This window comes from Pseudovibrio sp. JE062 (assembly GCF_000156235.1).
Taxonomy (GTDB): domain Bacteria; phylum Pseudomonadota; class Alphaproteobacteria; order Rhizobiales; family Stappiaceae; genus Pseudovibrio.
The window spans coordinates 539556-559712 of record NZ_DS996806.1; the positions used below are offsets into that span (position 1 = coordinate 539556).

The 20157-nt window shown below is 51.7% G+C and carries 24 protein-coding genes and 1 tRNA gene; 14 read left to right on the forward strand and 11 right to left on the reverse strand.

The window, feature by feature from the left end:
- The first annotated feature begins 33 nt into the window (after positions 1 to 33).
- The 4 genes from cysE to PJE062_RS06815 all read left to right on the forward strand — a co-directional run bounded on the left by cysE (position 34) and on the right by PJE062_RS06815 (position 2334).
- A complete protein-coding gene (cysE, locus tag PJE062_RS06800) occupies positions 34 to 882 on the forward strand; it encodes a serine O-acetyltransferase (protein ID WP_008547507.1) in 849 nt (282 codons plus the stop codon).
- Positions 883 to 964: 82 nt separating this feature from the next.
- Complete coding sequence (locus PJE062_RS06805; protein WP_008547690.1) at positions 965 to 1180, forward strand: DUF3126 family protein; 216 nt, start codon at positions 965 to 967, stop codon at positions 1178 to 1180.
- A 256-nt stretch (positions 1181 to 1436) separates the two neighbouring features.
- Positions 1437 to 1751 (forward strand): hypothetical protein, encoded by a 315-nt coding sequence (locus PJE062_RS06810; protein ID WP_008547397.1) that lies wholly within the window; start codon positions 1437 to 1439, stop codon positions 1749 to 1751.
- A gap of 55 nt (positions 1752 to 1806) precedes the next feature.
- Positions 1807 to 2334, forward strand: coding sequence for a gamma carbonic anhydrase family protein (locus tag PJE062_RS06815; protein ID WP_008547401.1), 528 nt, complete (start codon positions 1807 to 1809; stop codon positions 2332 to 2334).
- A 77-nt stretch (positions 2335 to 2411) separates the two neighbouring features.
- On the opposite strand, the gene PJE062_RS06820 is transcribed toward PJE062_RS06815, so the two are convergent.
- From PJE062_RS06820 to PJE062_RS06830, 3 genes are all read right to left on the reverse strand, one after another.
- A complete protein-coding gene (locus PJE062_RS06820; protein ID WP_008548152.1) occupies positions 2412 to 3032 on the reverse strand; it encodes a transglutaminase-like cysteine peptidase in 621 nt (206 codons plus the stop codon).
- Positions 3033 to 3401: 369 nt separating this feature from the next.
- Positions 3402 to 4037, reverse strand: coding sequence for a PilZ domain-containing protein (locus PJE062_RS06825; RefSeq protein ID WP_008547755.1), 636 nt, complete (start codon positions 4035 to 4037; stop codon positions 3402 to 3404).
- A 105-nt stretch (positions 4038 to 4142) separates the two neighbouring features.
- Complete coding sequence (locus PJE062_RS06830) at positions 4143 to 4832, reverse strand: PAS domain-containing protein (protein ID WP_008547925.1); 690 nt, start codon at positions 4830 to 4832, stop codon at positions 4143 to 4145.
- 468 nt (positions 4833 to 5300) lie between these two features.
- Here PJE062_RS06830 and PJE062_RS06835 point away from each other — a divergent pair, with 468 nt between their 5' ends.
- Complete coding sequence (locus PJE062_RS06835; RefSeq protein WP_037036208.1) at positions 5301 to 6077, forward strand: rhomboid family intramembrane serine protease; 777 nt, start codon at positions 5301 to 5303, stop codon at positions 6075 to 6077.
- A gap of 158 nt (positions 6078 to 6235) precedes the next feature.
- Complete coding sequence (locus tag PJE062_RS06840) at positions 6236 to 6667, forward strand: CBS domain-containing protein (protein WP_008547558.1); 432 nt, start codon at positions 6236 to 6238, stop codon at positions 6665 to 6667.
- A 97-nt stretch (positions 6668 to 6764) separates the two neighbouring features.
- On the opposite strand, the gene PJE062_RS06845 is transcribed toward PJE062_RS06840, so the two are convergent.
- From PJE062_RS06845 to folE, 3 genes are all read right to left on the reverse strand, one after another.
- A complete protein-coding gene (locus tag PJE062_RS06845) occupies positions 6765 to 7778 on the reverse strand; it encodes a patatin-like phospholipase family protein (protein ID WP_008547784.1) in 1014 nt (337 codons plus the stop codon).
- A 99-nt stretch (positions 7779 to 7877) separates the two neighbouring features.
- Positions 7878 to 8348 (reverse strand): phosphoribosyl-AMP cyclohydrolase, encoded by a 471-nt coding sequence (gene hisI, locus PJE062_RS06850; RefSeq protein WP_008547829.1) that lies wholly within the window; start codon positions 8346 to 8348, stop codon positions 7878 to 7880.
- 34 nt (positions 8349 to 8382) lie between these two features.
- On the reverse strand, positions 8383 to 9015 hold the full coding sequence (gene folE, locus PJE062_RS06855) for a GTP cyclohydrolase I FolE (protein WP_008547794.1): 633 nt from the start codon (positions 9013 to 9015) through the stop codon (positions 8383 to 8385).
- 416 nt (positions 9016 to 9431) lie between these two features.
- Here folE and PJE062_RS06860 point away from each other — a divergent pair, with 416 nt between their 5' ends.
- Together PJE062_RS06860 and yidD are read left to right on the forward strand one after the other, a co-directional pair.
- Positions 9432 to 9866, forward strand: a complete 435-nt coding sequence (locus tag PJE062_RS06860; protein ID WP_008547566.1) for an iron-sulfur cluster assembly scaffold protein — start codon at positions 9432 to 9434, stop codon at positions 9864 to 9866.
- A gap of 11 nt (positions 9867 to 9877) precedes the next feature.
- A complete protein-coding gene (yidD, locus tag PJE062_RS06865) occupies positions 9878 to 10231 on the forward strand; it encodes a membrane protein insertion efficiency factor YidD (protein ID WP_008547431.1) in 354 nt (117 codons plus the stop codon).
- A gap of 13 nt (positions 10232 to 10244) precedes the next feature.
- Here the strand turns inward: yidD and PJE062_RS06870 are convergent, their stop codons facing one another.
- Together PJE062_RS06870 and PJE062_RS06875 are read right to left on the reverse strand one after the other, a co-directional pair.
- Complete coding sequence (locus PJE062_RS06870; protein ID WP_008548026.1) at positions 10245 to 10796, reverse strand: hypothetical protein; 552 nt, start codon at positions 10794 to 10796, stop codon at positions 10245 to 10247.
- 45 nt (positions 10797 to 10841) lie between these two features.
- The gene (locus tag PJE062_RS06875; protein WP_208982198.1) at positions 10842 to 11123 is read right to left on the reverse strand and encodes a hypothetical protein; all 282 of its coding nucleotides are present in this window, start codon (positions 11121 to 11123) and stop codon (positions 10842 to 10844) included.
- A 350-nt stretch (positions 11124 to 11473) separates the two neighbouring features.
- Here PJE062_RS06875 and PJE062_RS06880 point away from each other — a divergent pair.
- Positions 11474 to 11558, forward strand: a tRNA-Tyr gene (locus PJE062_RS06880).
- Between the two features lie 44 nt (positions 11559 to 11602).
- Positions 11603 to 12031, forward strand: a complete 429-nt coding sequence (locus PJE062_RS06885) for an ASCH domain-containing protein (protein WP_008547781.1) — start codon at positions 11603 to 11605, stop codon at positions 12029 to 12031.
- Here PJE062_RS06885 and PJE062_RS06890 read toward each other — a convergent pair.
- Entirely contained in the window at positions 12028 to 13368 is a 1341-nt protein-coding gene (locus PJE062_RS06890) for a glycosyltransferase family 1 protein (RefSeq protein WP_008547899.1), read from the reverse strand. The genes PJE062_RS06885 and PJE062_RS06890 overlap by 4 nt on opposite strands.
- 299 nt (positions 13369 to 13667) lie before the next feature.
- On the opposite strand from PJE062_RS06890, the gene thrS reads away from it, so the two are divergent.
- Positions 13668 to 15614: a threonine--tRNA ligase gene (gene thrS / locus PJE062_RS06895; protein ID WP_008547381.1), complete on the forward strand. Its 1947-nt coding sequence runs from the start codon at positions 13668 to 13670 to the stop codon at positions 15612 to 15614.
- Between the two features lie 154 nt (positions 15615 to 15768).
- On the forward strand, positions 15769 to 16620 hold the full coding sequence (locus tag PJE062_RS06900) for a 1-acyl-sn-glycerol-3-phosphate acyltransferase (RefSeq protein WP_008548024.1): 852 nt from the start codon (positions 15769 to 15771) through the stop codon (positions 16618 to 16620).
- 67 nt (positions 16621 to 16687) lie between these two features.
- Here PJE062_RS06900 and PJE062_RS06905 read toward each other — a convergent pair whose 3' ends face one another.
- Complete coding sequence (locus tag PJE062_RS06905) at positions 16688 to 17773, reverse strand: hypothetical protein (RefSeq protein WP_008548002.1); 1086 nt, start codon at positions 17771 to 17773, stop codon at positions 16688 to 16690.
- Positions 17774 to 18032: 259 nt separating this feature from the next.
- Between PJE062_RS06905 and PJE062_RS06910 the strand changes: the two genes are divergently transcribed.
- Positions 18033 to 18638: a nitroreductase gene (locus tag PJE062_RS06910; protein ID WP_014286370.1), complete on the forward strand. Its 606-nt coding sequence runs from the start codon at positions 18033 to 18035 to the stop codon at positions 18636 to 18638.
- Positions 18639 to 18654: 16 nt separating this feature from the next.
- A complete protein-coding gene (locus PJE062_RS06915) occupies positions 18655 to 19266 on the forward strand; it encodes a flavin reductase family protein (RefSeq protein ID WP_008548043.1) in 612 nt (203 codons plus the stop codon).
- Positions 19267 to 19291: 25 nt separating this feature from the next.
- On the opposite strand, the gene PJE062_RS06920 is transcribed toward PJE062_RS06915, so the two are convergent.
- Positions 19292 to 19999 (reverse strand): citrate lyase subunit beta, encoded by a 708-nt coding sequence (locus tag PJE062_RS06920; protein ID WP_008547695.1) that lies wholly within the window; start codon positions 19997 to 19999, stop codon positions 19292 to 19294.
- Positions 20000 to 20157: the final 158 nt, after the last annotated feature.

The following is a 20157-nucleotide window of genomic DNA, read 5'->3' on the forward strand; positions in this document are numbered from 1 at the left end:
GAATAGGTCCTATCCATAAAGGAACATTCTTTCATGGTGCAAATTTCTTCAAGTAGCCCCAAGGAGCTGGCCTCTCATGATCCTGTTTGGGATCGCGTGAAAGCAGAAGCTCAAGCCATGGCCAGCTCTGAGCCAGCGCTTGCGTCTTTTGTGTATGAGACGGTGCTGAATCACTCTTCTTTGGAGGAAGCGATTGTTCATCGTGTGGCGGACCGTCTGGGCCACGTGGTTGTTTCTTCTTCTCTCATTCGTCAGACCTATCTGGATGCGCTGGATCAGGCGCCGGAGATCGCGCAGTCTTTCCGCGTTGATCTTTCAGCTGTTTTTGATCGCGATCCTGCCTGCGACCGTTTTCTTGAGCCACTCCTTTACTTCAAAGGCTTCCACGCGCTGCAAACCCATCGCCTGGCGAACTGGCTTTGGGCTCAGGGCCGCGAAGATTTTGCGCTTTATTTGCAGAGCCGTAGTTCTGAAGTGTTCCAGATGGACATTCATCCGCAGGTTCCAATCGGGCGCGGCGTGTTCTTCGATCACGGTACAGGCATTGTGGTTGGCGGTACTGCTGTTATTGAAGATGATGTTTCCATCCTTCAGGGTGTTACCCTTGGCGGGACAGGTAAGGTTTCCGGCGATCGTCATCCGAAGATCCGTCAGGGTGTTCTGATTGGTGCCGGTGCCAAAGTTCTTGGCAATCTGGAGATTGGCCATTGCTCACGTGTGGCGGCTGGTTCTGTTGTTCTGAAAGACGTTGAGCCATGCACCACAGTGGCGGGTGTTCCTGCAAAGGTTGTGGGCGAAGCTGGTTGCGACCAACCAGCCCGGGCCATGGATCAAATGTTGGGCCAAGGTCAAGGACTTTCCTCGCAAAACAAACAAGGATAAGCTAGTTTCCTAGGGTTGGCACGAGGATAAACTTGTATAGTTTGTGCCCCAAGTTTGAAGTGAAACTGGTAAGGAGACGGCTGTGAAGCCTGATGAAATTCGTAAGGTGCAAACCTACATGCGCAACACATTCAAGTCGCCAGAACTTGAAGTGCGCGCGCGTCCTCGTAAAGATGACTCTGCTGAAGTTTATATCAACGACGAGTTTCTCGGCGTGATCTTCCGCGATGAGGAAGATGGCGAACTGAGCTGGAATTTCCAGATGGCTATCCTCGATATTGACGTGGAAGGCCTCTAAGGCACCGCGCAAATCTGATAGGTTTGAAGGGCTCCGTTTCGGGGCCCTTTTTGCATCATAATGAGACGTGGAATGCGCTCTGCATCCTGAAATGAAACGTCTTTACCTCTCCGACTTAGCCTGAAATTTCCAGTGCCGTCCTATATGTAAATATTAACAAGAGGTTAACTGAGGATGGCATGCGGCATAGGATTTGCTTTCAACTGCACTGTATCGCGATTGAGCTGGGATGAACCAGCGAAGAGTGGGGGAGTGCATGCTGGGCGAATTATTGTTGGCCGCGTTTATAGCGGCTTCCGGGTTTGTGACCGCGGGTATTCTGGGTAGTTTTTATCAGTTGGTGACGGGAGAGCCGCCGAAGTTCTTTGCCGAAATGAAGGGGCCAGTCTCCTGGCTTATTGTCGTCGGCCTCTGGCTGGTTGCCGGGCCGTTTATATTCATGCGCAATGCGATCCAAGGATATTACTGGGAGAGCTTTAGTCCGGGCATGCTTGCTGCTGCTGGTGGTTTGACCGCTATGTGGAGCATTCTTTCCGGTACGTTTGTTTTGAGTTTTCTCTTGGCACTTTAAGCAGGGCCTATGCTAGATTGCGCGGGATTTGATTTGTGCAATCTAGGAGAACCTTGTGCCATTTTATAAGCTTGGAGACAGAAGCCCTAACGTTCCTGAAAACGGAAACTACTGGGTCGCGCCATGTGCAAGTCTGATTGGGCATGTGCAACTGGATGAGGAAGCGAATGTTTGGTTTGGCGCCGTATTGCGTGGCGACACTGAACTCATTCACGTTGGCGCGCGCTCTAACATTCAGGATGGTTCTGTACTTCACACGGACTTGGGGTATCCGCTTGTTATTGGTGCGAACTGCACCGTTGGGCATAAAGCTATACTGCACGGCTGTACAATCGGTGAGGGATCGCTGATCGGCATGGGGGCCACGATCCTGAACGGTGCCAAGATCGGCAAAGGCTGCATTGTTGGCGCGAATGCGCTGGTGCCAGAAGGGAAGGTTATTCCCGATGGTTCCCTCGTTGTCGGTATGCCGGGTAAAGTGGTTCGTGAGCTGGATGAAGACGCACAGGCAATGCTTATCCGTTCTGCTGATGGTTATGTGATGAATGCGCAGCGCTTTAAAGAGCAGCTTGTCGAACTCTGATTGTGCATTCGCATTTTAAAACAGAAAAGCCGCGGACAGGTTCCGCGGCATTTTTATTGCTTTGGGTAGCTTGTGCCTTACTCAGGGATGCTTGCCACGGTGGTGACGCGCTTATCGGAAATGGCGGACCATGCTGCTGCATGACGGGCGGATTGGCGTTTTACATAGCGGTATGGGGTTGAATACCAAGGCAAAATGGATGAGATCTGATTGTCGAGAATGAGATCTCCCTGATCCGTGCGCACGCTTAAGACAGCATGTCCACCATTGTTCAGGTCTTTCACAACGGTGATGAGCAGGGCGCTTGGCGGCCATCCCAGCGCAATCAACTGTCGTTGCTTTTCCAGAACATACTCTTCGCAATCACCGGCACCTTGCGGGTAGGTCCAGTACTCCGCCACGCCAAAGAGCTGCTCATCTGTAAGCGGGCGCACCTGAGTGTTGATGGAGGCGTTGACGTCCAGAAGCTCTTGCCAGCGCTCTTTGGTCAGGCGAACGACAAGAGGGGTGTTGGTGCCATAGCGGCATTGCTGAGGGTAGTTCTGGCAGAATTCGATATGACCAACAGGGGCACTTGCTTGTCCGATGACGGGCATGAAACGACCCGGAACCTGCTCGGCATTCGCCTGAGACAGACCCATAAATCCGCTCAACGCGATACCCAATACACTTTTCGCGAACAGCTTATACTCAAACACAAGTAGCGCCCTCCAATCATGGCTGGCTCTACTTTCATTCGGGCGCTTTTATTTGGTTATAACCTTTAAACTCAGTATTTAATCAAATTCGATTTGCATTTAACTCAAGTTTGCATCGTAATTAAATTAAATCAGATGAAAATAAGAGCTAAATTTAATTCAAATTGTAATGAATTAAAGAGTCCGCAGAAATCTCTAGTTTTTGAAGGCTACGCTGCGAGAGTTCGTCGGCATAAGTACGGTTAATTTAAAGATAATCGCGGAAAATTGTGCTTCTTGCATATAAAATTCACCGCAAATATTTTTTTATAAATTTATCGAAAAGCTGAAGCTTAACCGTTGAAAACGAGGAAACGCTGCGGTTGAGCCTTAGCGCTTTTCAGCGTTGGAGATGTGGTGTTCCAACAACTCCTTGTTCTGGACGGTCGCAAACTCGACTGCGATGCCCTCTTCGAAATGACGGACAATGCGTGCACGCATCTTGCCGAGCGTAATCGGTGTTCCAAGGGCTGGGCGCACATCTGTTTTGAGTGCGGCGCCAGAGAGGGACACGTCCACGATACGACAAGCGTACTCTCTGCCATCTGGCAGGATGATCTTGGTCATTGGGTTCTTTGGAACAAAGCGGTCGAACCTGCGATCTTCAGGCAGATTGAGTTCGTCTTTGTTCGCCAGCCATGTGAGGACGGATGCCAGCTTGTCGCGTTTGCGCGCGCTGGCATTCACTGTCATGGCAAAGCCGCCGTCGATTTCACGGACGATTTTACCTTCAACACGGCCAATGTGATCGAGATAGGCAACAACACGTTCGCCGATTTCGCCCATAACGGGGGAGATGAATGCGGCGCCGCCAGGGGACATGTTGACCACCTGACAAGGGTACTCGCGTCTATTTTCCAACATGAAGCGGCCAAGCACGTTGATTTCAACGCGGGAAAAACGGCGTCTGTCAGGTTCTTTTGCCGCGAGTGCAGCAATTCTGTTGGTCGCTGTGCGCCCTGCCATTTTCCTAGGAATCCCGAGTACGCGATTATTGTCTAATACGAAACTTGGGTCACACCCTAGGAAAACAAGGTTAACAGAATGGTAACTCAGGTGAGCCGTACAGGTTTATATTTTACCACCATCAACAACTCTAAGATGTCCTACCTGTCGGCTGTTTGGAATTTCAACGGCTTTTGGTGCGGCAGGGCGTGACAAGCGGCTACCACGACTTACCCTTGGTTCCATTGGGCCTACAGCACGGTGTGCTGGCGTTCCGAAATGTGGGACGCATTCATTTTCTTCGCTGAAGAGCGGTGCATCTTCGTCCGGCCAGATCAGGCGCAAGCTGTTTACTTTTTGCTTGGAGATGGCCTGAACGCCGAGCCAGAACGGACGCTTTAAAGGAGCCATGCAACCGAGGATGCGTGTGCAGCCTTCGCCCTGAACGCGTATTGGCAAGAGCAGGAGTTCCAGATCAACGGACTGGCCCATTTCTGTGGTGCCGGTGAAGCTGATGACTGCGGCTGCGCCGTCCTGCGTGATTGCGGAGAGCATGGCTGTGACGGCCTGCTGGTCTTTCTCGTCCCAACCGTCCAGGAAGCTGCGGCCTTTCAGCTCGCGGCAGAACAGGGAGCACAGGCGTGTACCTGCTAGGCGGAACCGGAAGTTGTTTTGCTTTGCCAGTTCCAGAATAAAGGTATCACCCAGAACACTTTTGATGGCGGAGGGTTGAATGTCGCCCCGTTCTGGTGCTGGACGTTCAGCCCGAATTTCGTCCCAGTATTCAAAGAGTATCCGTGATGCGCCGTGTTTCATATTCCTGCCTTCCCCAGTCCGCTTATTGGGTGTTCCCATTGGGGTCAGTGTCCTTTTTATGGACAACTTTAACTATCCGCTGGTCTATGGTGGGGAATAAGCAGGGAGCATGCCAAACTACAAATATCATAAAAATTTAATAAAATATTAACCTTAACAAAGGGTTTAAGTTGTGGTGTGCGGCAGTTTATATAATCTTGGCTGCAGTTGCCTCACCTGAACCCTTGAGGCCATAAGAATTGAGCTATTTTCGGCGGAAAACCTAGTTTTGCTGCGTTTTGTACGTAGCCAGAAAAATCGGGAAATCACACGCCAAACGGGGAGAAGCTCCGATAAACCGTCAGCGCTTGGGGGAGTGCTGGCGGTTTATTGTTTTTATTTGATCCTTACATTCTGTGCCAAACCTTGCGAACTGTGCCAAGTTACCCTAGTTCAAAATGGGACAGCAATTTTCGGGTCTGTAATGAAATGAACCAATCCAACGAAGAGCATCAGGGCCCGGACGGTCCGTATTTTCACCGCCCAGCACGGGAGCCGATGTTCAATCTGCCAACTGTGGTTGTTGGTCTCTCCCTTATCCTCATAGGGATCCATCTGGTTCGGGCTTACATTCTTTCTCCGAATGAAGAAGTGCAGACGCTACTTCTGTTTGCCTTCTGGCCAGTTCGTTATGTCAGCGGCTTTATGGCTCAATATTCCTGGCCGGGTGAAACGGCTTCTGCGGTCTGGAGCTTCCTGACCTATGGTTTCCTGCATGGCAGTGCTGAGCATATCGGCTTTAATGTGCTTTGGATGGCTGTGTTTGGCAGTGCGGTTGCTCGCCGGTTTGGCGCGACGCGGTTCCTGCTTCTTTCTGCGGTTTGTGCTGTTGCTGGCGCCGGTGCGCATTTGGCGACCAACTGGGGGGATCAGGTGCCCGTGATTGGTGCTTCTGCTGCGGTTTCTGGTCAGATGGCTGCTTCTTTGCGGTTTATCTTTGAAGCAGGCGGGCCGATGAGTTCTTTCCGTCGTCATGATACCCATGCATATGCTGTTCCTGCACGTTCTTTGAGAGAAGCGTTGAGTGATCGCCGTGTACTCACCTTTATCCTTGTCTGGTTCGGCCTCAACTTCCTGTTTGGAATCTGGTCAGCACCTATCGCAGGTGAGGGTGTAAGTATTGCGTGGCAAGCTCACGTAGGTGGATTTGTGGCTGGATTGATCCTCTTCCCACTCTTAGATCCGATTAAACGGCGTTGGTCCTGACCACTTAATAGTTAGCTAACTACATATGTTAACAGCACCTAAGTTGGTGGCTAGGCAAGTATTGTTTTTTTGTGCCATGATACCGTAGGGTTAGATTTGTTCTCTTCCTCTTTTTTCTCTGAGAAAGAAGGATGGCATAAACAAACGAGGAGGTCGCCATGACAGTTGCTGCCATATTGAACGGCAAAGGGCGGGACGTTTATACGGAAACGAGCACACGTAGTTTGAGCGAAATATGCGCGAGCCTTGGCGGACGCCGCATTGGTGCGATTGTGTTGTGTGACGAGCCGGGCGTGATTGTCGGTATCGTTTCAGAACGTGATGTGGTTCAGGCGATCGCCATGGAAGGTCCTGACGTTCTTGCTCAACCTGTTAGCGAGTACATGACCAAAGAGGTTGCTGTTTGTACGGAAGCAGACTCTGTGAACGGCGTTATGGCCCGTATGACCGAAGGCCGCTTCCGCCATATGCCTGTTGTGGAGGATGGCAAGCTGATTGGTCTTGTTTCTATCGGTGATATCGTGAAGTTCCGCATCGCTCAGGTGGAGCGTGAGGCGGACGACCTTCGCAATTACATTCAGGCAGTCTGATCTGCTGGTTCACTGCTGTGCTGTTCAGGCACAGCAGTCACTTCTTCCGAAATTTGTGAGTACACACCGGATCATTCGTGTGATGCGCATGTCGGTGTTAAGGCTGCATTTCTGCCAGCTGGTGGATCTCTGGCAAGGCCCGGCATGTGGTTTCATAGCCGACGCGGATAGCTTCTTCTCCGCGGTGGAAGTCGAACAAGCCAAGATGAGAAAGTCGCAGGGTGAGGATGGTGTCTGGTGGGTCTCCAGCCAGACGTGAGCGGCCAATCCTGTCCTGAATGATGTTGTAGCTGTCCATCATAACACCGGAAATGCCGGGCAATCCCTTTTGTTTTCCGCCAAAAATCTGGCGTCTCAGGACGCGTTTTATTGTGCCGCCGGGATCTTTGTTGAGTTTGCTGTCGATCTCCGGGATCATGTCCTTCGGGATTGGGGGCAGCTCGTGCACGACCGTGGAGCCGCGGCCAAATGTGTCTGAGTTCAGGTTGACAGCAATGACTGCTCTTGCGCCCATGGCACGGCAGACAGAGACGGGGATTGGGTTGACCAGTGCACCATCCACCAGCCAGCGACCACCGTACGCAACGGGTTCGAACACGCCGGGAAGGGACGTGGAGCAACGCATGGCTTGCGTGAGTGGGCCTTTCTTCAGCCAGATCTCATGACCGGTACCCAGTTCGGTAGCGACTGCTGCAAAGGGGCGGTCGAGGTCTTCGATCATAATGCCGCCGAAGTGGTCTTCGAACAGGGAGAGGACTTTTTTGCCAGAGATGAGGCCTGAGCCGCCGAAGGAGAGATCGACCATGCTGAAGACGCGGCGGCGGGAGAGGGAGACGACCCACTCCTCAAGCTGGTCCAGCTTACCGCAGAGATAGCAGCCGCCGACGACAGCGCCGATCGAGGTGCCTGCGATGAAGTCCAGTTGGATGCCTGCTTCTGAAAGAGCTTTGAGAACGCCGATGTGCGCCCAGCCGCGGGCTGCACCTCCGCCAAGTGCCAAGCCAATGCCGGGGGTGATCTCCGGCTCTGGAATGGTGGTGGGTGTTTCAGGCTCTTCTTCTACAGGCTGTTTGCTGTTGGGCCACAGAGGTAGATTTTGCAGCACTGCCATCTCCCCGACTGTCTTTACACTGGTTGAATAGTCAACGTTACCTTGGGGTAACTATGCTATTTAAACCTATAAAAAGACTGAATCGGGGCGCAGCGAAACCTACTGTTTTTTCCCGTAAACTTCTTGGGGGTCATATACCGGAGCAACTTCCGTCTTCTCCAGCCAGACATCGCCGGTTTCGTTTGAGTTTACTTTCCGGAAAAAGCAGGAGCGATAGCCGACGTGGCATGTGGCGCCGTTGCCATGGACTTTGACGCGAAGCCAGATTGCGTCCTGATCACAATCAGTACGGATTTCAATGACTTCCTGTACCTGACCAGAGGTGCCACCCTTTTTCCAGTACTCCTGGCGGGAGCGACTCCAATACCATGCCTCACCGGTTTCGATTGTACGGCGCAGGCTCTCGGAGTTCATGTAACCCACCATGAGAAGCTCACCGCTGTCGAAATCAGTGACTGCGGCAGCAATCAAACCATTTTCGTCAAATTTCGGGCAGAGTTCATCGCCCAGTTCAATTGCTTTTTTGTCAGCGCGCGGCGCGAAGCCGTCGGCTTTAATATTCGTCGACATGAAATGCTCGAATTTTCTGATGAATGGTCCGAGCTTACGAACGGACCATTGTCATAAAGCGTACCTGTTCAGAGGCATTGTCTTCAAAAACACCGGAGAACCGGTTGGTGAGTGTAGAGACACCCTGCTTTTGAATACCACGCATGGACATGCACTGGTGTTCGGCCTCAATCATGACAGCTACGCCACGAGGAGCCAGATATTCTTCCAGTGCTGTTGCGATCTGAACGGTCAGATGTTCCTGTGTCTGAAGGCGACGTGCGTAAATTTCTACAACACGTGCGATCTTGGAAAGGCCCACGACAGCATGGTTTGGATAATACGCGATATGCGCTTTGCCAGTGAATGGCAGCACATGGTGCTCGCAGAAGGAGGTGAAGGTGATGTCTTTCAACAGCACGATATCGTTGTATCCACCGACCTCTTCGAAGGTACGTTCCAGATGCTCGCGAGGATCTTCCTTGTAACCGGAGAAAAGATCTTCGTAGGCTTTGACCACGCGCTTTGGTGTATCCAGCAATCCTTCACGCTCCGGATCGTCTCCGATCCATTGAAGAAGTACGCGCGCAGCGGCCTCAGCTTCAGCCCGGCTAGGGCGGTTGGGGAGCTTGTTGTCTTCTGTAGCCGTGGGATCGGTTTCCGTAACCGGTCTCAAAACAGCGTCCATATTATGTCTCCAACAATACGCAGGCGATGAGTGTAATTTAAGACATACTTCTCTTAAAAAAACACTGAACCCGCCGTAGGTTCCTGCGCAACAACTATTTTCGTCGGCCTGTTTTCAGTTCAGGCTCTTCCCATTGTCATACGCAAATCTACAGCTTACCTAAGGAGATGTGAGTATGGCGCAGGGTATAATCTGCGACAACCCGTTTAGACCGCCAATAAATTGGCACCTATGGTTTCTTCTAGGTAATGTGTGCTAGATTGCGATATTCCGCTTTTGACCTCTAGCAAGGTCTCGGCAGCACCACCTATATAAGATAGATGTCTTGGTTAGGAAAGGGTCTTCCCTTATTAGTGAGTGATCCAAGCTCGCTTTAGGTTATAAAGCGGGCGTGAGAAGAGTAGCCAGAGTTTTGCATGTTGGACGACATTTACAATACTAAGATCCTTGAGTTTGCAGGGAATATTCCTCTGCTGGGGCATATTGATAACCCGCAGGCTCAGGCAAAAGCACACTCGCGGCTCTGTGGTTCGACGGTGAGTGTTGAGGTTTGTGTAGCCAATGGTCTAATAACCTCATTCGCGCAGGACGTGAAAGCGTGTGCTCTGGGACAGGCTTCAGCCTCCATTCTGGGCCAGCATGTTATTGGGGCGACACCAGCAGACGTGCGGGAGGCTTATGCGCAGCTGCACGCGATGCTGAAGGATAACGGCCCTGTGCCGACCGGTCGCTTTGCTGACCTTTCTTTCCTTGAGCCAGTGCGTGACTATAAAGCGCGCCATGCATCCACTATGCTTGCGTTTGAGGCGTTGGTGAAAGCGCTTGATGATGTTGAAGCTGCTGTTGCCTAAGGCATTTTGTTATGTGTAAGCCCGATCCGCTCCCCAAAGAGAGGCCTGCCAGCCTGATGGCGCGGTTTGGGATTGGGCTTATCTGGATTTATCAGCACAGCCTGTCACTGATTTTGGGACGGGCCTGCCGTTATCAGCCTTCCTGCTCTCATTATACAGCGGAAGCCATGACACGGTTTGGTTTTTGGCGCGGCGGCTGGATTGGGTTGTCGCGGATTATCCGCTGCAATCCATATGGTGCGAGCGGATATGACCCGGTTCCGCTCAGCTTACCCAAGACATCAAGATGGTATCTGCCATGGCGGTATGGCCATTGGAACGGTGATCATATTGATCCTAAGACACGTTTTGATCTGAAGGATTGAGACCGCCTGATTTTTAAGGGCAGCTGAACTCGGTTTTTTCTTCGGCTGTTGGTACCGGAAGAACGGCGAATTCTCCTTCAATTGCAAGGTTTTCGTAGGGCTGTGAGTTGACGACCACGCCATAAGCCTTGCCGCTGGCTTCATCGAGTGTCCACACCCATCCCAGATTGGACTCCTGCGGATTATCTTTCCATGAGATCTGAGTGATGTCTGGTGTGATCTGCTGTACGGTGTAGGTTGCGGTGCCCTTACTTTTGCCGAATTGTGAGGTGGTGTTCCAGGCCAGAGCTTTCGCATTGCAGATGAAGGCGGTGAACTTTTCTTCGATGGCCTCAGCTCCATCCTTGGTGATGCTCCATGCAAAATTAAGGGACTTACCGAGCCATTGTTCTGCAGTTTTGACAGCAGACGTATTGCTGCCGGTTTCAGCAAGCGTATGAATTTCGTTCTGAAGGCTTTTGCTCGTGGGTACGGGCGGTCCGTCACCTGGGACTTGGGCTGTGGTTAAGCTGGCTGATTGAACAAGGAAAAACGCAGTGGCGCTCAGGAGGGCTGGGGTTCTCATTGTATTCTCCTGTTTCAATTCTGTTATCTGGCCATTTAAAGAAGATCAGCGTTTGTCGTCGTCTTCCTGATCTTGCTGGGTTGCCTCATTATCAGGTTTCTGTGTGGTGACAGGTGGAGCAGGCATCATGGATTGGTTGCTCATCGGATAGTCAGGCATGCCGGACATCATTGAAGGATCGTCCTGAGCTGTGCTGTCTTCTTCCTCAACACTTCCTGAGGTTCCCAGAGATGGTTCATTGAACATCTGCGCGGGAGAAGGGAAGGACCATGCTGAGATGGATAGTCCCAGAACGATGATATGAGTTGGAAGCCAATGCCTGCTCATTTGGACGCCTTTGATGATCTTCGGGATGTGCACTCCACTACAGAAACTCATAATTTCGTTTGAAGATAATGGCTTAATGTAGAAAGGCGTCCAGCAACCAGCAGTGGTTCCCCGTCCTTGGCTTAACAAAGCGCTACTTGCAGACGTGGGAATTCGTGAAATTTTCGCGATGGTGACTACGTAAATACCCCTAGTTAAATCTGCTGGAGTGGGGTGTTGTTCACAGATTGCCGGCTAAAAACGTTTTTTCCGATGTTTTCCCAACTCAAATTTCAAAGGGGCGTTGACAAGAGGGCCTCAAATGAAGATAACCCGTCCTCACACGGCGCGGCCAACTTGGCCAATGCGACGGAGGAGTGCCCGAGTGGCTAAAGGGGGCGGACTGTAAATCCGCTGGCTATGCCTACGTTGGTTCGAATCCAACCTCCTCCACCACCTTTCTTTCTTTTCATGAAATCAAACAGTTACGGTGGAAGCGCATGTCTTCTGAAGAATTCGATCATCTACCTAGTTTTGCATTTGGTGACAGCCCTGAGCTGGCTGACAGTTTGCTTGAGCTTGTTCTGAATGGAACAAAGACAGCAACCTGCGGTGACCTGCATTCCTATGAAAAGGATGGAGAGCCACTTCCGCAGCCGGGCGATCAGTACGTTATTCTGGATGGTAAAGGGCAGGCAGCCTGTGTCATCGAGATGGTGACTGTTGATGTGCGTCAGTTTAACGAGATTGATGAAGTCTGGGCTGTGTTGGAAGGTGAAGGCGACCTGAGCCTTGAATACTGGCAGGAAGGTCATCGCGAGTTCTTTGAACGCAACGGCGTTTATGCTCCTGATATGAAGCTCGTTTGTGAGTACTTCCAGCTGGTGAAGATCTTCAAGCGCGATCACGCCAAACCAAAGCCGAATTAAGTTTCTTCCAGTCTATGCTGTTTGCTCTCAGCGCCGGATGAGCGTTTGTCCGGTGGTGTGCTGTTGTTTGCAATAATCTTCCAGATATCCTGTTGCACATTCTGCCATTGACGAAGTTCGTCTCTCGCTGGCAGTTCTGCGCGTAAAGCCTCTTTTGACTGGATCGTCGACTGGATCAAAGTGGCCAGCTCTTCTGCGTTGTGCGGATCAAAGTATTGGCAATGATCTCCGCCAACTTCCGGAATTGAGGTTGCGTTTGAGGCCAGTACGGGTGTGCCCATCCAGAGTGCTTCGCCGACTGGTAGGCCATACCCTTCAAACAAGCTTGGGTAAACCAGTGCGATTGCTTCTTTATATAGTGCTGTCAGCTCTGCGTTTGTTGGTGACTGGACAATCGTCACGAACTTGCCGATAGGGGTGTATTTCTGATCCTTGTTGAGGCTGGCAAATGCGCCGTTGGGGATTGCTCCTGCACATATGAGTTGAGGCAGTTGTGCGTTCTCGTCTTGCTCCACGATATGCAGATATGCGTCAAAGACCAGCTTTGCGTTCTTTCGGTAGCGAATGTCACCAAGCAACAAGAAGAAACCGTGCTCGGGTCGTTGGCGCAGAGGATAGATTGGCTCTGCCTCCTGAAATTCGTGGGCCAGATGCGCAACACTGGTGCTTTGCGGAGAAGGGAGCTTTTGCTCTGCGAGGAACTTCAGAAGGTCATTGCGCGTATATTCGGAGTTGGCGATTACGTGTGGCCTTGTGGTGACTGTTCGTCTCAGATGCTCCAGCCAGAGCTTTGCACCGAGATCCTCCTCAGGATCGTTGAGGCGTAACGGAGAGATGTCGTGGATCATGACATAGACGGGCACATAGGGTGCGCGGCTCTTCACATATTCTGTCAGTCGCCGTGCTTCTTCCAGGTTTCCCAGTGAGAGGAACGGGGCGTCGATATCTGTGAGGGGTTCTTGCAGTGCTTCGCCATCATAAGCGCCGGTGGTCTCATTGGCGCGTGCGCGGAGTGTGTGCCTGAGCTTGTGAAACAGGCCTTTGAGTTTGCGGTTTCTGTATTTTTCAGAACGGAATGCTTTGACGGGAGCGCCCAGCAAATCAGGTAGGCATGCGGGGTTCAGGTCATCTGATGCGAACAATGGATCAGCTTGCACGCTCACATATTCGTTTTTGCGGGCGTCATGACAGATGAAGGTGACTTCGATGTCGTCTTTATAGAACCGCTTTGCTGTCTCGTAGAGCGTTCTGGTGACGCCGTTGGCCTGTAGTGAGGTGGATCTGTTCTGCCTCAATGTGGTCAAGTCAAAGTAGAGCTTTGGCTTTGGCGTGGTCATGCTCAGCTCCTGACAGCTGGTAGAGTGTGCGTCATGCATTCCTTGTGATGGAGTTTGCGAATCCTGTTCTGGTCAGCAGTATGAGGAGGTGGAGCGGGTAAGGCCAGCTAAACCCTTGCTAGCCCGTAATAATTCATGGTGTGTAACCTGTCGATTACGTGTCAGTGCCCGCGGAAAACAGAGTTGAACTGCCCCAGATTCATCTGGACGCGTCCTTTAGAATTGGTTATTCAGGCAACCCATGATTAACACCAAACCGCTTACCTGCCTTGTTTGCAGGAGTGAGCTGGAGAATTGATATGCTTCAATTGACTTTCCCTGACAATTCCGTTCGCGAATATGACGCTGGTTCCACCGGCGCTGATGTTGCAGGGAGCATTTCCAAATCTCTCTTGAAAAAAGCTGTTGCCGTCGCAATTGATGGTGAACTGCGCGATCTTTCTGATCCTATTGAAACGAATGCTGCGATTGAAATCGTAACCCGTGATGACCCACGTGCGCTGGAGCTGATCCGCCACGATGCGGCGCACGTGATGGCGGAAGCTGTGCAGGAACTGTGGCCTGAGACGCAGGTTACAATTGGTCCTGTTATCGAGAACGGCTTCTACTACGACTTCAAGCGCGATACGCCATTTACCACTGAAGACCTGCCGAAAATCGAAAAGAAGATGCAGCAGATCATTCAGCGGAATGCGAAGTTCACCAAAGAGATCTGGAGCCGCAACGAAGCAAAAGATTACTTTGCTGCCAAAGGGGAAGACTACAAGGTTGAGCTTGTTGATGCGATCCCTGAGGATGAAACCGTCAAGATCTACAAGCAGGGTGAATGGCTTGACCTTTGCCGTGGTCCGCACATGGCGTCCACTGGTCAGATCGGTCAGGCTTTCAAGCTGATGAAGGTTGCTGGTGCATACTGGCGCGGTGATGCAAACAACGAGATGCTGACCCGCATCTACGGCACTGCATGGTCTAGCGATAAAGATCTGAAGGCTTACCTCCATATGCTTGAGGAAGCTGAGAAGCGCGACCACCGCAAGCTGGGCCGTGAGATGGATCTCTATCACTTCCAGGAGGAAGGTCCGGGCGTTGTCTTCTGGCATCACAAAGGTTGGCAGCTGTTCCAGAACCTGACCAACTACATGCGCCGTCGTCTGGAAGATGACTATCAGGAAGTGAATGCGCCGCAGATCCTGGATAAGGCTCTTTGGGAAACTTCCGGTCACTGGGAGTGGTACCGCGAGAACATGTTCGCGACTGAGACCGAAGATCACCGTGTCTTCGCGATCAAGCCGATGAACTGTCCTGGTCACGTGCAGATCTTCAAGCATGGCCTGAAGTCCTATCGTGATCTGCCACTGCGTATGGCTGAGTTTGGCGCGGTTTCCCGTTATGAGCCATCTGGTGCGCTGCATGGCCTGATGCGTGTTCGTGCGTTTACGCAGGATGATGCGCATGTGTTCTGTACTGAAGAGCAGATGGCTGCAGAATGTCACAAGATCAACGACCTGATCATGTCCGTTTACAAGGACTTCGGGTTTGAAGAGATCGTTGTGAAGCTCTCCACACGTCCTGAAAAGCGTGTTGGTTCTGACGAAGTCTGGGATCACGCTGAAGCTGTGATGGGTGAAGTGCTGAAGGAGATCGAAGCGAACTCTGGCGGTAAGATCAAGACCGGCATTCTGGAAGGTGAGGGCGCGTTCTACGGTCCTAAGTTCGAATACACCCTGCGTGATGCGATTGGCCGTGAATGGCAGTGTGGCACCACTCAGGTGGACTTCAACCTGCCAGAGCGTTTCGGTGCGTTCTACGTGGACAGTGATGGTGAGAAGAAGCAGCCGGTGATGATCCACCGTGCGATCTGTGGTTCTCTGGAGCGCTTCCTTGGCATCCTTATCGAGAACTTTGCAGGTCACTTCCCGCTGTGGCTGGCACCTCAGCACTTTGTTGTTGCGGCGATTACTTCTGACGCTGATGACTACGCGAAGGAAGTGCATGCTGCGCTGAAAAAGGCTGGTCTGCGTGGTGAGCTGGATCTTCGTAACGAGAAGATCAACTACAAGGTTCGCGAGCACTCACATGCTAAGATCCCAGTGATTATCGCTGTTGGTAAGCGTGAAGCGGAAGAGAAGACTGTAAGCATCCGTCGTCTTGGTTCGCGCAATCAGACTGCTATGACTCTGGATGAGGCTGTTGCAAGCTTGCGTGACGAGGCTACGGCACCTGACCTTAAAGAGCAGGCTTCCTGATCTTTAGAGGAACACTGATTTGAAAGGCTGGCAGCGTGTTTGCGTTGCCAGCCTTTTCTTTTTTGGCCTCACTGTCGCCTAATGTTCACGTAAGTTTGCGAAAGCTTACAAAGCCAGCTCACAGAAAAGCTGGGCGAGTGAAGTGAGGTTAGCGGTGAACCACGCGGATTTAAGCTATGCCAATGATGGCCATCCTCTATTGAAGCGATGGCTAATCCGAAGCATTGAAGGGCTCTGCGGTCGCAAGAGGCTGCTGGATCTTTATGAGGTCTGGCGGGGTGACTGCTCTGTTTCGGACCAAGCCCTCTGGCGGGACTTGCTGGATCTGATTGATCTGCGTGTTGACTGCACCGGTCATTGCTGGCCGCCTTCTGATTTGGACGGTAAGCCGCTGGTGCTGATTGCGAACCATCCCTATGGCATTGCTGATGGAATTGCGATCCTTTCGCTTGCCGAGCAGTTGAACCGTCCTTACCGCGTGCTCATCAATAATGAACTGCTGAAGGTGCCTGAGGTAAGGCCTTTTGCATTGCCGGTTGATTTTGAAGAAACAGAAGACGCTCTGCGAACCAATCTGAAGACACGGCAAGAGGCGTTGAGGCTGCTACAGGAAGGGGTGACGATTGTTATCTTTCCTGGTGGTGGTGTTGCGACTGCTGTGAAGCCCTTTGGTCGTGCGGAAGAGCTGCCGTGGAAGACGTTCAGTGCAAAGCTTATCAGGAGTGCCCGGGCGACGGTATTGCCGGTTTATTTTGAGGGGCAGAACTCACCGCTGTTCCATCTGGTCAGCCGCTTTTCACTGAGCTTGCGCTTGTCTCTGTTGATCCGCGAGTTCAAGAGCATTCTGGGGGAGACAATTTTGGCGCGGATTGGAGATCCGATCCCCTATGAGGCTTTGGAGACATGTGAGAGCCAGCGGCAAATGATGGATCAGTTGCAGGCGGCTGTTCTGGATTTGCGCCAAGAGGCAGAGACTACAAAGTCTGAGACTTTTTATCTGCCTTAGGGCGTTAGCAGGCCAACAAAAAAGGCGCCGTGTCTGGCGCCTTGGTCATTATTGCTGCGGTCTTGTCTTACATCGGGTTCTCTGCAAGTACTTCCACTTCTACGTTGTTCACGCTTGGGTTCACGGTGAACTCATCGCGGTACATCTCGCCATTGTTGCGTGCCATGACGGTGTAGGTGCCAGCCGCGAGTGTCAGATCGAGGAATGCGCCGTTGCCGCTTGCAACCGTGTCGCCACCTGGTGACAGGATGGTCCAGGAGGTGTTGGCCAGAGACGTTTTGTTCTTGGCGCTCACCAGCTTCAACGTGATGTTGCCTGCCTGGTGGTAGAGAGTGGCTTCCGTCAACTTGCCAGCCTGCACGTGAATGTCAGCCCGCACAACAGCATTGATGTCGCCGTAGCGGCTTTCGACGTGGTAGGTGCCTGCGCTCACAGGGACAAGTTCGCCCGGCTTGATGCCTGATGCGATGAGGCCACGGTCGCCTGTTGCGTCGTAAGTCATGTCATAGATATTGAAGCGCACATCTTCACGCGGCATCTTCTGATCATTGCCAAGGGCTGCATCCAGACGAATGCCACCTGCGTTCAGAATGATGGTGCCGGTCTTCACGCCGCTCTTGAGTTCATAGCGTGTTGTTGCTGTGACTTTGCCAAAAGAGGTGTGAACCAGATAGGTGCCCGGATCGAGACGGAACTCTGCATCCTGATCCTGTGAGGATGCGACCATGTTTAGGGAGCCGTCGGCATTTTCTTTTGAAGAGTATACGCGCCACTTCAAACCACGTGTGAGGTTTGGTGTTCCCTCAGCCAGCTTGGCAACCAGATAGAGCACAGGCTGTGCACCGATTGGTGCCTGTTCAGCGCTGACTGCTGGTGGTGCGTATGGCAGGAAGCTCGTGCCCAGTGTTGGTGCAAGAGACTGGCCCTGATATCCGCTGAGTGGGTCATAGCTGATTGGAGGTGCAATGGTCTTTTCTGGCTTGGCGGCCAGATCCAGCACTTCCTTAGAGAACGGCAAAGCGGGTTTGGAAACAGGAATAGGTCCTGCAGCCTGAGCGGCGTTTCCAAGCAATGCCAACCCAGCACAAAATGCTGTGGCGGCGGCTGCGCGTTGTAGCGCTTTGTTGAACGTCGATATCCGCTCTAACTTCACGTGTGCTCTCGCTACTACTTCAGAAAGTGTTACCCATGTGCGACAGTAAATACAAAACCGTCACCAGCCCGAGTGAAATCAGATTACAGTGACAAACTGTGTTTTGGAAGTGTTTTATAAATTTTTACTCAGTGGGTTGGGGATTGGTAGGCAATGTGGCAAGAATGGGGCAAGACCATCCTTTAATTGACACAGTTGATATTCTGTATAGGACTATTGCGTAGCTTTAATCCTTGAAATCCTGAAAAGAATCGAGACCGTGGAAATCAAAGACCTTCCAGAACTGAAGAGTTTTCTGAAAACTCGTCGCTCTCATCTCGCTGCAACACTCCTACATCCTGGCCCTGATCAAGCACAAATTTCTGAGCTGCTTGAGATGGCATGTCGTGTGCCGGATCATGGGAAAATTTCTCCTTGGCGGTTTGTTATCTATGACAATTCACAGGCGGACTCTATTGGTGAGAAGCTTGCTGAAATTGCTGAGAAGCGTCAGGGGCCGCTTGGAGAGAACACAAAGGCGATGGAGCTGGAGCGTTTCAAGCGTGCGCCGCTGGTTATTGGCGTTCTTTCTTCTCCAAACCGTGAGCATAAAGTGCCGGTCTGGGAGCAGGAGCTGGCAGTTGGTGCCGTTTGTGTGTCTCTGCTTAATGCTTGTTTCTCAATGGGATTTGCTGGTCAGTGGCTGACAGAGTGGTATGCTTTTGATGATGAAGCTGCTGCACATCTGGGTGCTCGTGAGGGTGAGCGGTTTGCAGGCTTCATTCATATTGGAAGCCCGAGTGTCGTTCCAAATGAACGTCCACGGCCTGATGTAGCCCAATTGACCGAATATTTTCAGAGCGCTCCATCCGGTGTTGATGCGTAGGAACTGAGATAAGTCTATGTTTTATGAAGCAAATAAGCCGCATGGGTTGCCGCACAATCCATTCAAGGCCATCGTTGCGCCGCGTCCGATTGGTTGGGTTTCAACTGTCTCCAAAGACGGTGTGAAAAATCTGGCACCTTACAGCTTCTTCAACGCTGTCTGCGATACGCCTCCGATGGTGGTGATCGGTTCCAGCGGCTACAAGGATTCTATTCGCAACATTGAAGAGACGGGTGAGTTTGTTTGTAACCAGGCAACGCTGGATCTGGCAGATGCGATGAACCAGTCCTCTGCGATGGTGGGTTCTGACGTCGATGAGTTCGAACTTTCCGGCCTGACTGCAGAGGCGTCAAAACTGGTTGCTGCGCCGCGTGTTTTGGAAGCGAAAACTGCGTTGGAATGTAAGCTGGTCAATGTGCAGCGCCTGATCGATATTGACGGAAATGAGACCAGCAGCTGGCTTATACTGGGTCAGGTTGTTGGTGTGCATATCGACGAGAGTGTGCTGGAAAACGGCATGCTCAATGTGGCGAAAATGAAGCCATTGGCGCGGTTGGGCTATATGGATTATTCGGTGGTTGATTCAGTGTTTCAGATGGATCGACCGGCGCTTCCGGAAAAAGTCTGAGAGTAGGGCGCTTCGGCGCCCTTTTTCATTGGGCCGCAAAAACTTGTTGTATCAGGTGTGCTTCTTCCGTTGAGTTTGCTGTTTTGCCAGCAAAGCCTTGTGTGGCGACCAGCTCAATCAACTCCAGCATTTTGGCTCTTGGTAGATGAGATGGCACTGCGGTGTCTAGCGGGAGCAGGTGGGCTGCTCTTGCGGTAAAGAGGCATTGCGTGCGAGCGTGCTCGAATGGTGGGAAGAGCTGGCCTTGCTCATCCCGTGAGTGTTTTGCCGCCAGTGCGATTTTCAGCACCTCTTCATTCCAGCAAAGTGCGGAGAGGCGCGGGCTTATGCCATTCAGGTTTGCAAGGGCCGTGAATGCGGACGGGAATCTGCCAAGCTCTGGAATTATTTTGAGCGATCCATCCTGAAGCCCGTGTTCCGCTTCATAAACCGACAGGATTGCGTGCAGGCGCTCAATGTCTGCTGCTGATTTGACGAAGGTCGGGATCACACCATTCTGTTTTACATCAGTGTATGGTTTGAGTGTCGACAGGATGGTGTTTTCTGACGGATCATTGAGCACGAAGTAGAGGTGGTTCTGCTTGCTGAGCTGCGCCAATGCGTCAGGTGAGCCATAAGGGTCGACTTCTCTGGCTGGCTTTTCTGGCAAAATGGCATAGGCCAGCTCTGCGTGCGCCGTGAAGTCCTTGCTTTGAGCGATTGCCGATGCCGTGGTTTTGAGCAGACAGTTCATTGGCTTTCTCCGAATCCAATCAGAAATTGAATTGTAAAGCATAATTGGCAGCGATCGTGATATGCGAAAACTCTATTTTAGCTCAAATAACTCAGTGATTTCAGTAGGGCATATTTAAAAGTTAACTATTTGTTAACTAATATTAAGAGATATTAACT

Excerpts from the sequence above, each read along its gene's own strand:
- cysE (WP_008547507.1), top strand. The coding sequence starts at position 34 with ATGGTGCAAATTTCTTCAAGTAGCCCCAAGGAGCTGGCCTCTCATGAT.
- PJE062_RS06810 (WP_008547397.1), top strand. The coding sequence starts at position 1,437 with ATGCTGGGCGAATTATTGTTGGCCGCGTTTATAGCGGCTTCCGGGTTT.
- PJE062_RS06825 (WP_008547755.1), bottom strand. The coding sequence starts at position 4,037 with ATGGCAGGGCGCACAGCGACCAACAGAATTGCTGCACTCGCGGCAAAA.
- PJE062_RS06830 (WP_008547925.1), bottom strand. The coding sequence starts at position 4,832 with ATGAAACACGGCGCATCACGGATACTCTTTGAATACTGGGACGAAATT.
- PJE062_RS06835 (WP_037036208.1), top strand. The coding sequence starts at position 5,301 with ATGAACCAATCCAACGAAGAGCATCAGGGCCCGGACGGTCCGTATTTT.
- PJE062_RS06840 (WP_008547558.1), top strand. The coding sequence starts at position 6,236 with ATGACAGTTGCTGCCATATTGAACGGCAAAGGGCGGGACGTTTATACG.
- PJE062_RS06845 (WP_008547784.1), bottom strand. The coding sequence starts at position 7,778 with ATGGCAGTGCTGCAAAATCTACCTCTGTGGCCCAACAGCAAACAGCCT.
- hisI (WP_008547829.1), bottom strand. The coding sequence starts at position 8,348 with ATGTCGACGAATATTAAAGCCGACGGCTTCGCGCCGCGCGCTGACAAA.
- folE (WP_008547794.1), bottom strand. The coding sequence starts at position 9,015 with ATGGACGCTGTTTTGAGACCGGTTACGGAAACCGATCCCACGGCTACA.
- PJE062_RS06860 (WP_008547566.1), top strand. The coding sequence starts at position 9,432 with ATGTTGGACGACATTTACAATACTAAGATCCTTGAGTTTGCAGGGAAT.
- yidD (WP_008547431.1), top strand. The coding sequence starts at position 9,878 with ATGTGTAAGCCCGATCCGCTCCCCAAAGAGAGGCCTGCCAGCCTGATG.
- PJE062_RS06870 (WP_008548026.1), bottom strand. The coding sequence starts at position 10,796 with ATGAGAACCCCAGCCCTCCTGAGCGCCACTGCGTTTTTCCTTGTTCAA.
- PJE062_RS06875 (WP_208982198.1), bottom strand. The coding sequence starts at position 11,123 with ATGAGCAGGCATTGGCTTCCAACTCATATCATCGTTCTGGGACTATCC.
- PJE062_RS06885 (WP_008547781.1), top strand. The coding sequence starts at position 11,603 with ATGTCTTCTGAAGAATTCGATCATCTACCTAGTTTTGCATTTGGTGAC.
- PJE062_RS06890 (WP_008547899.1), bottom strand. The coding sequence starts at position 13,368 with ATGACCACGCCAAAGCCAAAGCTCTACTTTGACTTGACCACATTGAGG.
- thrS (WP_008547381.1), top strand. The coding sequence starts at position 13,668 with ATGCTTCAATTGACTTTCCCTGACAATTCCGTTCGCGAATATGACGCT.
- PJE062_RS06915 (WP_008548043.1), top strand. The coding sequence starts at position 18,655 with ATGTTTTATGAAGCAAATAAGCCGCATGGGTTGCCGCACAATCCATTC.
- PJE062_RS06920 (WP_008547695.1), bottom strand. The coding sequence starts at position 19,999 with ATGAACTGTCTGCTCAAAACCACGGCATCGGCAATCGCTCAAAGCAAG.